This is a genomic window from Corynebacterium meitnerae (assembly GCF_027570075.1).
GTDB lineage: Bacteria > Actinomycetota > Actinomycetes > Mycobacteriales > Mycobacteriaceae > Corynebacterium > Corynebacterium meitnerae.
In genome coordinates this window covers 167,119-178,673 of record NZ_JAKMUS010000001.1, presented here as the reverse complement: position 1 = coordinate 178,673, position 11,555 = coordinate 167,119, and the positions used below count along the sequence as shown (strand labels likewise).

Annotated in this window: 13 protein-coding genes and 1 tRNA gene; 7 read left to right on the top strand and 7 right to left on the bottom strand. The window is 59.6% G+C overall.

Annotated elements, in window-relative coordinates; translation table 11 throughout:
* Positions 1-21: 21 nt before the first annotated feature.
* Genes L8U60_RS00860 through L8U60_RS00850 form a run of 3 tightly spaced genes read left to right on the top strand, consistent with a single transcriptional unit; the run spans position 22 to position 2,492 of the window.
* Positions 22-861: a DUF3097 domain-containing protein gene (locus L8U60_RS00860; RefSeq protein ID WP_269964495.1), complete on the top strand. Its 840-nt coding sequence runs from the start codon at positions 22-24 to the stop codon at positions 859-861.
* A gap of 18 nt (positions 862-879) precedes the next feature.
* Positions 880-1,305 carry an NfeD family protein gene (locus tag L8U60_RS00855; protein ID WP_269964494.1) on the top strand — a complete coding sequence of 142 codons (426 nt, stop codon included), beginning with the start codon at positions 880-882 and terminating at the stop codon, positions 1,303-1,305.
* A 2-nt stretch (positions 1,306-1,307) separates the two neighbouring features.
* Positions 1,308-2,492: an SPFH domain-containing protein gene (locus L8U60_RS00850; protein ID WP_269964493.1), complete on the top strand. Its 1,185-nt coding sequence runs from the start codon at positions 1,308-1,310 to the stop codon at positions 2,490-2,492.
* On the opposite strand, the gene L8U60_RS00845 is transcribed toward L8U60_RS00850, so the two are convergent.
* Both L8U60_RS00845 and L8U60_RS00840 read right to left on the bottom strand, forming a co-directional pair.
* Positions 2,467-3,024, bottom strand: coding sequence for a MarR family transcriptional regulator (locus tag L8U60_RS00845; protein ID WP_269964492.1), 558 nt, complete (start codon positions 3,022-3,024; stop codon positions 2,467-2,469). The two genes, L8U60_RS00850 and L8U60_RS00845, sit on opposite strands and share 26 nt — an antisense overlap.
* 17 nt (positions 3,025-3,041) lie before the next feature.
* On the bottom strand, positions 3,042-3,638 hold the full coding sequence (locus L8U60_RS00840; RefSeq protein WP_269964632.1) for a TVP38/TMEM64 family protein: 597 nt from the start codon (positions 3,636-3,638) through the stop codon (positions 3,042-3,044).
* 131 nt (positions 3,639-3,769) lie between these two features.
* On the opposite strand from L8U60_RS00840, the gene L8U60_RS00835 reads away from it, so the two are divergent.
* Positions 3,770-4,363 (top strand): hypothetical protein, encoded by a 594-nt coding sequence (locus L8U60_RS00835; protein ID WP_269964491.1) that lies wholly within the window; start codon positions 3,770-3,772, stop codon positions 4,361-4,363.
* A 186-nt stretch (positions 4,364-4,549) separates the two neighbouring features.
* Here L8U60_RS00835 and L8U60_RS00830 read toward each other — a convergent pair whose 3' ends face one another.
* Together L8U60_RS00830 and L8U60_RS00825 are read right to left on the bottom strand one after the other, a co-directional pair.
* Positions 4,550-5,638: an HNH endonuclease signature motif containing protein gene (locus L8U60_RS00830; protein WP_269964490.1), complete on the bottom strand. Its 1,089-nt coding sequence runs from the start codon at positions 5,636-5,638 to the stop codon at positions 4,550-4,552.
* Positions 5,639-5,886: 248 nt separating this feature from the next.
* Positions 5,887-5,972, bottom strand: a tRNA-Leu gene (locus L8U60_RS00825).
* 188 nt (positions 5,973-6,160) lie between these two features.
* On the opposite strand from L8U60_RS00825, the gene L8U60_RS00820 reads away from it, so the two are divergent.
* Together L8U60_RS00820 and L8U60_RS00815 are read left to right on the top strand one after the other, a co-directional pair.
* Positions 6,161-6,691, top strand: coding sequence for a YbhB/YbcL family Raf kinase inhibitor-like protein (locus L8U60_RS00820; RefSeq protein ID WP_269964489.1), 531 nt, complete (start codon positions 6,161-6,163; stop codon positions 6,689-6,691).
* A gap of 57 nt (positions 6,692-6,748) precedes the next feature.
* Positions 6,749-7,099 carry a hypothetical protein gene (locus L8U60_RS00815; protein WP_269964488.1) on the top strand — a complete coding sequence of 117 codons (351 nt, stop codon included), beginning with the start codon at positions 6,749-6,751 and terminating at the stop codon, positions 7,097-7,099.
* 38 nt (positions 7,100-7,137) lie between these two features.
* Here the strand turns inward: L8U60_RS00815 and L8U60_RS00810 are convergent, their stop codons facing one another.
* Together L8U60_RS00810 and L8U60_RS00805 are read right to left on the bottom strand one after the other, a co-directional pair.
* Entirely contained in the window at positions 7,138-8,214 is a 1,077-nt protein-coding gene (locus L8U60_RS00810; RefSeq protein WP_269964487.1) for a quinone-dependent dihydroorotate dehydrogenase, read from the bottom strand.
* A 6-nt stretch (positions 8,215-8,220) separates the two neighbouring features.
* Positions 8,221-9,249 (bottom strand): WD40 repeat domain-containing protein, encoded by a 1,029-nt coding sequence (locus tag L8U60_RS00805; RefSeq protein ID WP_269964486.1) that lies wholly within the window; start codon positions 9,247-9,249, stop codon positions 8,221-8,223.
* A gap of 120 nt (positions 9,250-9,369) precedes the next feature.
* Here L8U60_RS00805 and L8U60_RS00800 point away from each other — a divergent pair, with 120 nt between their 5' ends.
* Positions 9,370-10,197 carry an undecaprenyl-diphosphate phosphatase gene (locus L8U60_RS00800; protein WP_269964631.1) on the top strand — a complete coding sequence of 276 codons (828 nt, stop codon included), beginning with the start codon at positions 9,370-9,372 and terminating at the stop codon, positions 10,195-10,197.
* Here the strand turns inward: L8U60_RS00800 and L8U60_RS00795 are convergent.
* Positions 10,181-11,497 (bottom strand): cutinase family protein, encoded by a 1,317-nt coding sequence (locus L8U60_RS00795; RefSeq protein ID WP_269964485.1) that lies wholly within the window; start codon positions 11,495-11,497, stop codon positions 10,181-10,183. The genes L8U60_RS00800 and L8U60_RS00795 overlap by 17 nt on opposite strands.
* Positions 11,498-11,555: the final 58 nt, after the last annotated feature.

Below are 11,555 nucleotides of genomic sequence, written 5' to 3'. Positions count from 1 at the left end.
TCGGATACGCTGTGGCCCACTATGAGATCAACGGACCCATATTCAGGCGATATTTTTGCAGGCCATGCCCGTAACAAGCCGCGCACTTTCCCGGAGGTGCCCGCGACAGGTGACATTGTTGCGGAGGTTTTTGGTGATGATTTCGTCGGCGCGGTCATCGGCTGCGAAAGGACGTACGACGGTGACTTTGTCCGGCTGGAAGACCGCCGCGGGGTTCAGCGCCTGTTTAAGCTTTTGCCGGGTGCCTTTCTCGTCGAAGGTCAGCGGGTGACGTTGACACGGCCGGTGGCTGCCCCCGTTCAGAAGAAGTCTAACTCCGGTTCCCGCAAGGTTGAGAATGTGCGGGCGAAGGTGGCCATGCCGTCGCGGATTTGGGTGGAGGGCGTGCATGATGCGGCGATCGTCGAAAAGATTTGGGGCCATGACTTAAGAGTTGAGGGAGTGGTCGTGGAATACCTTGAGGGCCTGGATAACCTCCCGGAACGCCTCGAGGAGTTCCAGCCGGGGCCTGGCCGGCGCATCGGTGTGCTGGCTGATCACCTCATCGAGGGGACAAAAGAGTCCCGCTTGGTCGAGGGAGTGGGCCCGCACGTATTGGTCACCGGGCACCCGTACGTGGATATTTGGGCGGCGGTGAAGCCAGAGCGCTTAGGCATGCGCGTATGGCCTGAGGTGCCGAAGGGTGAAGACTGGAAGACCGGCATCTGCGAGCGTTTAGGCTGGTCCGATCCGCGTGAAGGCTGGAGCCGGGTTTACAACGCGGTTGAATCTTTCCGCGATGTGGACCACACGCTCATCGGTGCGGTCGAGCGACTCGTTGATTTTGTGACCAACCCAGACCTCAGCAAGGACGACCTTTAGTACGTTAAGGTTGCTTTCGTGGGTGCAGTTATTTGGTTAATTGGAGCGTTAGTGCTCGGCGGCCTTGAGCTTGCGGCCGGCGAGTTCACCTTTCTTATGCTCGCCGGCGGCGCGCTGGTGACGTCGGGGGCCTCGCTGCTGGGGCTGCCCGTGTGGGCTGAGGTAGTCGTCTTCGGTGTTTCATCCGCGGCCCTCATCTTGTTCCTGCGCCCGTTTCTGCACCGACGGTATTTGACTCCCAGTAAGTTGGACACCTCGCCGAAGGCCCTCGTGGGTAAAGGCGCAGTCGTGGTGGAGGACATCACGCCAACCGGTGGGCAAGTGCGTTTGGATGGGTCGATCTGGTCTGCTCGTGCGCTCGACCCAGCACACAGCATCCCGGCTGGGGATCATGTCACTGTTGCCGATATTGACGGACTCATTGCAGTCGTTTGGAAGGACTAGCCATGGCAGCGACTATCTTTCTCGTTGTTCTATTCATCTTCATTATCTCGGTGATCTTCCGCGCCATCGCGTTGATCCCGCAGGGTGAAGCAGCGGTTATCGAGCGTCTTGGGCGCTATACCCGCACCGTGTCGGGCGGAATCACGCTGTTGATCCCGTTTATTGATCGTGTGCGCGAGCGCGTGGACACGCGTGAACGCGTTGTCTCTTTCCCGCCCCAAGCTGTGATTACGCAGGATAACTTGACGGTGGCCATCGATACGGTGGTGACCTTCCAGATCAACGATCCTGCCCGCGCGATCTATGGCGTGGACAACTACATCGTGGGTGTGGAACAGATTTCTACCGCGACGCTGCGTGACGTGGTGGGCGGTATGACCCTCGAAGAGACGCTCACGTCGCGTGAGACCATTAACCGCCGCCTCCGCGGCGAGCTCGACGCAGCCACGGCGAAGTGGGGTCTGCGCATTAGCCGAGTGGAGCTCAAGGCTATTGATCCGCCACCGTCGATCCAGCAGTCGATGGAGATGCAGATGAAGGCCGACCGTGAGAAGCGCGCGATGATTCTCACCGCCGAGGGTCGCCGTGAATCTGACATCAAGACGGCTGAGGGTGAGAAGCAAGCGCGCATTCTGGCCGCTGAGGGTGAAAAGCACGCGTCGATTCTCGCCGCTGAAGCTGAGCGCCAAGCAACGATCCTCCGCGCTGAAGGTGAGCGCGCCGCGAAGTTCCTGGAGGCCCAAGGTGAAGCCCGCGCCATCCAGAAAGTCAACGCTGCCATCAAGTCTTCCGGTGTCACCCCTGAACTGCTGGCTTACCAGTACATGGAGAAGCTGCCCAAGATCGCCGAGGGCAATGGTTCGTCCATGTGGATGATTCCGTCGCAGTTCGGAGATTCGCTGGAGAGCTTCGCTAAGGCCTTCGCCAAGAAGGACGATGACGGGGTCTTCCGCTACGAGCCGGGCCAGATTGACCCGCAGGCGCAGGAGCTGGCTAGCCAGGACGACACGGACCAGTGGTTCGAGACGTCTTCTGATCCGGAGATCGCTAAGGCCGTGGCCGAGGCTCGCGCTGTGGCGAATAAGCCAGTAGACAGTACGCTCGACGATCCGAAGGAGCTGCCTACCTTCGAGCCTCCAGCCGAGCAGCCGGTAGAGCCTTTTACTGAGCAGCCCCCGCAGCTCTAGACATCAAGTTCACGGCTAGCTGCCACCCCGCCTGCTCAGCCTGCCACCCGGCGGCCTGCAGGCGTTGGCTCATAGCCTGCTTGGAGATCCCGAGCTGGGCCGCCGCCTCATTCTGGCTCAACCCCGAGCGCACGAGCGAGGTTGCCTCACGGCCCTCGACCGTGCGCTTTGCCAGCACGTGGCCAAGCAATGCGAAAGCAGAAGCAATGTCCGCGGCATCAGTGCTGGGCTTTTGCTTTTCGACGACAACCTTCACCGACCCCGCCTTCACCCCAACCGCATCTGATGCGGCGTAGATGGCGGGGCCTTTTTCGGTGATGCCGATCCCGATGGCCCAGTTGCCATCGGAGAGTAGGGCCATGACGAGCATGCAGGCGGCCTCGGCATCGTCGATATGCGCGCGAATGTCTTCAACGCCGACAACCTCGAAACGGCTAACGCCCTCAAGGGTGGACAGGGCCTCGGCGGAGCGCTTCACCAGATTAGCGCGACGGGAATCGTTCCCGCGGTAGCGTGCATGGACGGCAATCATGGGGGACAGTGTAGACCCTAAACCTCTTTGTCTACGGTAGGGGCTTGACGTGTTGGGGTGGTGGCGTCGATAAGCAATCCTGCAATGCCCACGACAGCGAGGACAGCCATGATGGCCACGAAGATCGGATCGGGGCGTCCGGTGAGGGTGTCGCCGAACATGGTGACCAGGATTGTTCCTGGTGCTGAACCGATGAACGTGGCCACGGCGAAGGGCACGACCGGAACGCGGGTAAGTGCTGCGGCGTAGTTCATAATTGAGAACGGAACGCCTGCGATCATGCGCAGGCTGGTGACCGCGAGCCACCCGCGTTCCTCAAGACGCTGGTTAATGCGCTGTACCGCTGGGTGAGTGAGACGTGGCTCCACCCAATCCCGCAGCAGGAACCGGACGAGAAGCAGTGAGACAACGGCTGACACCGTCGTTGCTGTCAGCGCAAGAAGAACACCTTTGACAGCGCCGAAGAGAATCCCGGCGGAGACAGTCAAAAGTGTACGGGGGATAGGGAACTGGGTGATGGCCACGTAGGCCAGCCAGAAAACGACGGGAAACCACGCGCCGGTTGTGTCGGACCAGGAGCGGAGTTGGGGGAGGGAGGGGACGTCGATAAGCATCCATGCGGCGATAAAAAGCGCACCCGCAACAAGAACAAGCAGCGTTTTGCTGCGCGGGCTTGGTCGACGAAAATTCACGAAACAATCTTCCCCCGCATGTACCCTAGGGCCAAACTCGAAGGGGTGCAGTGATGATCAATGAAGACCCGAAAGCCCTCCCGACGATCCTTTTCATGGCGTGCCTGGTGTTTAACCTCCTGGCGCTGTTTGCCGTGGACGTGGACACGCGTTATGTCTTTCCACTGAGCGGACTTGCCGCTGCCCTCGGGGGTGTCGCTGCACTGCTCACTGCTCCTGGTCGAATCGTGCGTGGGCTGTTTGCCTGTGGGCTTGCGGTCATTGGTGCACTTCTTCCCATTTTCGTGTACGTGCAGAACATGGATTCACTGTTTGCCCGTTACTTGGCCGATGCTGCGGTGCCTGGACTGACCTTCCTTGGTTTGGCCAGTGCTTGCGTTCTTGCCGGCGGTATGAAGGCGAAGAACTTTGCGGTCGCGTTTGTTTTCGCGGTGATGGCCGTGCTGGTGACGCCCATCATCCTCATGTTTGTGTATCCGGCCCTTAACGTGGGGCTGCAGGCCGGGCCCGTTGTTTACGTGATCGTGCAAGCCATTGTGAATGTGCTGATTTTTGCGGGTTTTGTCTACGTGGTGAAAAACATCGAGGTCCAGCCCGCAAGTGGCTTCAGCGACCTGGGAGGGACTAGCTCGGACTTTGGGATCTAACGCCACCCGCCGTTTCTAGGCATGACGAAAGACCAGCTGTTGCTGGCTTTCGGCGCTTTGGCGTTGATGGGCTGGTTTGACTATCGCACTTTCCCGCGATCCGCGAACTGGGGTTTTGTTGCTCGGCTGTCGCCATAGTCAAACGGGCACACCGAGTAGCCGGACAAGCCGGCTATTAGTGGTGGGTTACCTGCCGTACAGGAGCGTCATTGCTCCGAAGGGGTGGACGGTGTTGGGGACGAGGTATCCGCGGGGTGATCTCCACATTGGTGTGCCTCTGATGTTTTCCACCCTGCCGCGGTGGGGTTTGGTGGGGTCGTCGTCGTTGGTTCTGTTGTGGTACCTGCACAGCATGGCCAAGTTATCCATGTTCGTCAGTCCGCCCTTCGACCATGCTGTGATGTGGTGGACCTCGCAGTTATCCGCCGCATGCCGGCAATCCGGCACTGGACACGTCGGCATGGTCGCCCGGGCGAGATCACGTTGTTTCTGGTTGGCGAAGCGTTGCGTGTCGTACAGGTTGACGGGGCCTTCTTGGGGGTGGAACATCGCTACTTCGAGGACGTCCCCAAAGTTCTGGGCCAAATACTCCGCACCGGTCATGGTCGTGCCATCGGTCAACCCCAGGATGATGTCATCTCCAGCACCACTCATGATTGTGATGTGCTCCTCCAACGGGATGAGGATCAAAGGGCGCGGTACTGCAGGGGTAATGCCTGAAGGTTGATCGTCTTCGTCGGGGCGTAGGCCGATCCTTTTCATCACGTTTTCGTACATCTGCGGTCCGGCAGGACCATCCCCCAGGTTTTGACGTGCCGCGAACTCAATAGCTGCCGCGTCTTTTTCTAGGGCCATGATGGTCACCGGGCGCCTTGTGCCACGAGACTTACCAAACCGCATTGTTGGCTCCGGGACAGGCTTGTCCACCTCCGGCACGATGTCCTTCGAACGACGCTTGAGCGTCTCGTAGTTGCCCGGGACGGACAGCAACGCCAAACGCAGCCGCCACTTCTCAGCCGGGTCTTTGATAGGTGTTAGACGTGTCTCGATGTAGACGAGTTGATCCAACGCCTTCTTCGTCGACCGCGCGATCTTGATCGCGTTGGCTTGCTTACGGGTGAACTTCGTTTTCCCGTAGTACGCCGTGTGGACTTTCACAAATTCGCGAACACGGGCAGGGCTGCAGCCAGCATCGAGGAGTACCTGGGCATCAAAGTCTGCCAGGGCCTCGATCGGGTTACTCAAACCCGCCACCAGTGATCCGAATACGTTCATGCCACGCACGCTAAACCGAAAACCAAAAACGCGCGAGAAGAGCCCCAAAAACCTGTGGATAACCCAAAAATCAATCCACAGGGTGCGCGGGCTAAAACGCGCGCAGGAAGCCGAGGACCAGCGGAAACAGTCCGGTTCCCGCAAAACCCAAAAAAGATTTAGACCCTTAACCCTGGAATCAACCAGAGGCACACAAGTTAGAGAATGCAGAAGGCCCCTCCGAGATGAATCGGAGAGGCGTTGGGCTGTGCCCGGAGGGGGACTTGAACCCCCACGTCCGTTAATAGGACACTAGCACCTCAAGCTAGCGCGTCTGCCATTCCGCCACCCGGGCTTTGGGTGTTGTCAGCCTCGAAGGCTGGGCACTCGTAGAACTATAGGGCGTTGCGAGTGAGACTGCCAAATCGCCACTACAAAAGGGGAATCCTGGAGCTGTTTCGTGTTCGGGACTGTGCCTGAATACCGGCAATGTTATTTGTGCAATTCGTAGCCAGATGTTCAGTTCACCTGTACAAAGGAAACATGACTGCTTCATATGTGTCTGATCGTTTCCCAGGACCTGATCCGTATGCGCCGCTCGTCCAGGTGCCGTCATTCCCCGTCACATCCACTGATCTGGTGGATGGGGAGCAGCTGCCGATCGCCCAGCGTGGCGACGAGGGTGTGTCCCCACAGATTGCGTGGTCTGATCTGCCCGAGGGCACGAAGAGCATTGCTATCACCTGTTTTGACCCGGATGCGCCGACTGCGTCGGGCTTTTGGCACTGGGCGGCCTACAACATTCCGATTGATGTCACTGAGTTGCCCGCTGACGCTGGCTCGAAGGAAGGTCTCGGCGTCGGTGCAGTGGTGCTCACTGGCTGCTCTGGCATCAAGGGTTATTACGGTTCCAATCCACCTGCGGGCCACGGCCCGCACCGTTACCTGTTTGCGGTACATGCCGTGGACACGGTGTTGCCTGCTGATGGCATTGCTAATCCGACGCAGCTGGGTTTCAACCTGAACTTCCACTCGTTGGGGCGTGCAATCATTTGGGGTTGGGACGAAAACTAGGCGATAGTCGGCTCAACTTGACCGCTTTACTGGGGCCCGCCAGGTAGTATCTGCACAATGATTCCGATTCAGTTGCGCGCTGGCGGGTCCTTTATGGCTCTCGCGGTGGTTTTAGTCATCCTGGCGGTTATCACCTTCTTTGCCGGGAATGCTTTATTCACGTTCACCCCGGCGACAGTGCTCATCTGTATCGCTGCGCTGCTTTTCGGCGCTTTCATCACGGTTACGCCCGATGGGAGCGGGTTGCGTTCTCGTTTTGTGGCTCAGCTGGCAGCGACGCTTCTGATCATCGTGTCGATCTTTATCCCGGATATCCCGCTGTTCGTCACCGAGACGTATTGGCTGCTGCTGTGGGCTGGTGCTGCGGTGCTGTGTGCGCTGGTATTGCGTCGTTCAGCAGCGAAATAGCCCCGTCACCGAACGCGACGGGGCTGGAGTAGAAGGGCTTAATTCTTCCAGGCCAGGCCGGAGCCCACGGCCTCGCTGATAGTGGACAACCCATGGGCGCGGACTTGGTCTGCGAGGCCGCGATGGATTCCCCTGATCCAGCCGATGCCACCGTAGATGAACGGGGTATACCCCTGCAGCAGGTGGGCGCCCGATGTGATGCGTTCCCAAGCCTGCTCGGGGGTAGAAATGCCACCCACGCTGATAAGGACGAGTTTGCCGCCCACGCGGGTGTGAAGGCGCTTCAATACCTCGAGCGATCGAGCATGCACCGGTGCGCCAGAAATACCCCCAGCCCCCATGGCTTCAACCTCAGCAGCGTCGGTGGCTAGACCTTCGCGGCTGATGGTGGTGTTGGTGGCAACGATGCCGTCCAGGCCCAATTCAACGGCGAGATCAGCGACTGCATCAATGTCCTCATCGCTCAGGTCTGGAGCGATTTTGACCAACACGGGAGTATCGGTGGCGTCCTTGACCGCGGAGAGAATCGGCCGGAGCTCCTCAATCGCCTGCAGATCGCGCAGGCCGGGGGTGTTCGGGGAGGAGACGTTGACCACCAGGTAGTCAGCAAGTGGTCCGAGGAGGCTGGCGCCGGAACGGTAGTCCGCTACGGCATCGGTAGCCGTCTTGTTTTTGCCAATGTTAATGCCGATGACGTTGCCCGCACGACGGGATTCCAGGTTATGGGCAACGGTGAGAGCGCCGTCATTGTTGAAGCCCATCCTGTTCAAAATCGCCTTGTCTGCCGGCAAACGGAAGAGACGTGGCGCCGGGTTACCGGGCTGCGCCTTGGGCGTCACCGTTCCCATCTCTGCGTAGCCAAAACCAAGGGCAGACCATGCGTTGATGGCCGTTGCGTTCTTGTCAAAGCCAGCAGCGAGTCCCAGCGGAGCAGGGAAGCGGATACCGAAGACGTCCTGCTCCAACACAGAGTCACGGTATGGAAGAACACGGCTCAACGCATTAAAGACCACGCGGGAGCGGCTGACACCGCTAAACACCGTGCTTAAGATGCCATGGATGCGCTCCGGCGGGAGCTGGAACATTGCTTTTAGCAGCAGGTCATAAGGTCGCACGGCGTTCTACTCCTTCACCGCAGTATCAGAATTGTCAGGATTGATCACTTGAAGGCCATCGCCGGTGGCGGAACCAATAACGAGGGTTCCGTCTGAAACAACGGCGAGACTCTGCGGCGAAGTGACTGTATTAAAGCGCATCTTCTCCAGCGGCACGCCTTGGGAGATGTCGTAGCCGACTACGGTGTTGTTCTCGGTGGAGGTCACCCATGCCAGCTTGCGCTTGCTGTCCCATGCGACAGCCCAGGGGCGGCCATCGGTGGGTACCATCTGGTGCAGGCGAACCACTTCATCGGTGGTGTAGAGGAGCAGGCGATTACCGGTTGCGTCGGCAGCCAGCACAACTCCGTCGTCGCCAAAAGCTACCTTGCCCACGCCGTATCCAATGCGGAGGGTGCCACCCTGGCGGGCTTTGGACCCGTGTATGTCTTGGATGGTGGTGTCGAAGCGGTTCACCCGCACCACGCGGTCTTCATCGCTGAGGGACTGGGAGAGCATGTAATCCGTCGGGCGAGCGACCTTGAACGTGGACTCTTCAGTGCCGTCAGCCGAGTAGACCCAGACGCGCTCGGTGGCGTCGGAACCGGCGACGATGGAATCGTCGGTAAGCGGTGCAGCAACAGTGACCTCTTCACCCACTGGCACGCGGGCTGCAGTCTTACCACTGGAAGCGTCGATAAGTTCTACCTCGTTGGCGTCTGCGCGGACGATGGCAAAGCGATCATTGTTGGCGCTGATGTCAGCCGCCGACGCATCGACGTCAATCGTCTGAGTCTTGTCCGAGCGGAAAGCCGCAAGCTCACCGATCTTCAGCGAGTCAGCAAAGCGGACACCCAAGACATCGCCCGCGGCGTCAATATCCGTAATGGCGGGTGCTTCGATGACCTCACCAGAAGGCTGTGTTGCAACAGGGGAGTCTGCCGGCTCGGCATTACCCATGTTCAGGGCTTCTTCGGTTTTCTCTTGAACAGCCGGGGAGCAGCCAGCAACAAGCAAACATGTCGCGATAATCGGCACAATACGCAGAGTTTTCACGTGCCTAAGCCTATCAACCTCTCCCGCCCACGCCGCGCCGTGCTAGTGATGACGCCCAGCGGCTGTAGGGTGTCCACCGTGATGGAAGCAAGCACAACAGCAGTAGCCGCATCCGAAGCGATGTCTTGGGCGCAGGTGGTCGTTTTGTCGATCGTGCAGGGACTCACGGAGTTCCTGCCGGTGTCCTCCTCCGGTCACCTGCGTATTGTCTCGGAGTTATTCTGGGGCCAGGACGCGGGCGCGAGCTTCACCGCAGTGATCCAGCTGGGTACAGAGCTTGCTGTCCTCGTTTTCTTTGCCAAGGAGATTTGGCAGATCCTCACCGGCTGGTTCGCCGGCCTGTTCAACCGAGAGAAGCGTGGCTTTGATTACCGGATGGGCTGGATGGTCATTGTGGGCACCATCCCAGTCAGTGTTTTTGGTCTGCTGCTCAAGGACCTGATCCGCGAAAACTTCCGCAACCTATGGATCACGGCGGCGGTGCTGATCTTGTTCTCCTTCGTCTTCATCTTCGCGGAGCGTGTGGGCAAGAAGACACGTGGGTATGACGAGCTGACCATGAAAGACGCCATCGTGATGGGCCTGTGGCAGTGCCTCGCGCTCATCCCCGGCGTCTCCCGTTCCGGCGGCACGATCTCGGGCGGCCTCTTCCTCGGTTTGGACCGTGAGGTAGCCACGCGGTTCAGCTTCTTGCTCGCCATTCCGGCAGTGCTCGCATCAGGGCTCTTTTCGCTTCCCGACGCCTTCGCTCCCCAAGCCGGCCAAGCCGCCACCGGCGGCCAGCTTTTGGTTGGCTCCATCATCGCCTTTGCTTTGGGCTATGCGTCCATTGCGTGGCTGTTGAAATTTGTTTCCCACCACTCGTTTGCTTGGTTTGCGGCTTACCGCATTCCGCTGGGCATCATCGTAATGATTCTGCTGGCCACCGGCGTTATGGCTGCTGGGTAACAGCCTCAATCCGCGCCTGCATGTCGTCGTGAATCCACTGGTCCACGACTTTGCCACCGATCGTGTACGGCTTCTGCCCGCCCTGCGTGAAGTACGGCACATGGTGGTGGCCCTTGAGCAGTTGCGACACCGCGACGCTGGATAGTCGAGAGGACTGCGAGCTTCCCGCATCGGTAGAAAGCTTGTCCACGTCCCACACAATCGGCGACACCGCTTCCCCGGCCTTGGACGACTGCTCCTGGTGGAATGCCTGCGTCACACCACCGACGACGGACAGCTCAGTGGCGAGGGCGCGTAGGGCGGCGCGTTGGCCGTCGTTAAGCCCGCTTAAGCCTGCGGCGGATGCAACGAGCTTCGGGATCGGGGAGAAGATGCCCAACAGCATGAGCACGAAAAGCGGCAGGCTGATGAGGAACATCACACCGAGCACCTTAGGGTCCGTCAACCCTGCTTTGACCGCTTGCTCGTGGTCGGGGGATTTCTCCAACTCGTTCAGCGCATCGCCCACGCGCTGTGGCAGCCGGCCGGGGGCGGTCGAGCAAGCTGGGTCGGATGGATGGCAGATGGAGAGCACGCGGTCCCCAAAAGACGTGAAGGCCGTGGAGGCACGAGGTCCAGTTAGACCTTCGTAGTGTGCAGGCGGTGTGCCTTGATCGAGCGGGATAAAGACTTCGCCGGTCACACTGCGGATGCCCTCAGCCCCGTTAGCAAGTGACACCGTTTCGGTGCCCAGTGGTGAGCGTCCCGGATCTGCCAAGAGGTAGGTGCCAAGAATGCTGTCGCTGGTGACGCCGGGCACGGTGCCACGCCCGACTGCAGTCACAGTGTCACCCGCCACGGATGCACCTTGCGAATATCCGGCCACGAGGAATTTCACGTCAGGGCAACGTGCCGCGAGCTCAGCCATGTGTTCAGTGGCCATCCTCACGCCTTCAGCGCGAGAGGCGCCGTAAGGAAGGTAGCCATGGGCACGCTCTTCCAGAGTCCGCGCATCCAAAGCGGAGCCCAGCACAGACACGGAGGACGGGTAAGGCACCTGCCACGCGGTTACCTGCCTAGGGAATGCATTTTGCAATTCAGCGGCGAAGTTAACGCCATGGGCAAAACCGCGGATGTCCTCCGGCGAATCATTGGCTGTCGATTCGAAAGAGCCTGCGGCCACGACGATATTCACGGCGGGGCAAGCACTAGCTGCCTCGGGTGTGTCGGGTGTTTCCGGTTCTGCCTGAGCCACAGCAACCAAGGACGCCATAAGAGCGACTGCGCTGTTAACGGCAGTGAAGGCGGTGCGCTTTTTCATGCGTGTGACTCTATCGCCCCCGCTAGCACCACGCAGGCGAACGGGCTTGTAGGCTGGC

What these genes read in the sequence shown, in the direction of transcription:
- L8U60_RS00860 (WP_269964495.1), top strand. Translation starts at nt 22, where the DNA reads ATGAGATCAACGGACCCATATTCAGGCGATATTTTTGCAGGCCATGCC.
- L8U60_RS00850 (WP_269964493.1), top strand. Translation starts at nt 1,308, where the DNA reads ATGGCAGCGACTATCTTTCTCGTTGTTCTATTCATCTTCATTATCTCG.
- L8U60_RS00845 (WP_269964492.1), bottom strand. Translation starts at nt 3,024, where the DNA reads ATGATTGCCGTCCATGCACGCTACCGCGGGAACGATTCCCGTCGCGCT.
- L8U60_RS00840 (WP_269964632.1), bottom strand. Translation starts at nt 3,638, where the DNA reads ATGCTTATCGACGTCCCCTCCCTCCCCCAACTCCGCTCCTGGTCCGAC.
- L8U60_RS00835 (WP_269964491.1), top strand. Translation starts at nt 3,770, where the DNA reads ATGATCAATGAAGACCCGAAAGCCCTCCCGACGATCCTTTTCATGGCG.
- L8U60_RS00830 (WP_269964490.1), bottom strand. Translation starts at nt 5,638, where the DNA reads ATGAACGTATTCGGATCACTGGTGGCGGGTTTGAGTAACCCGATCGAG.
- L8U60_RS00820 (WP_269964489.1), top strand. Translation starts at nt 6,161, where the DNA reads ATGACTGCTTCATATGTGTCTGATCGTTTCCCAGGACCTGATCCGTAT.
- L8U60_RS00815 (WP_269964488.1), top strand. Translation starts at nt 6,749, where the DNA reads ATGATTCCGATTCAGTTGCGCGCTGGCGGGTCCTTTATGGCTCTCGCG.
- L8U60_RS00800 (WP_269964631.1), top strand. Translation starts at nt 9,370, where the DNA reads ATGTCTTGGGCGCAGGTGGTCGTTTTGTCGATCGTGCAGGGACTCACG.
- L8U60_RS00795 (WP_269964485.1), bottom strand. Translation starts at nt 11,497, where the DNA reads ATGAAAAAGCGCACCGCCTTCACTGCCGTTAACAGCGCAGTCGCTCTT.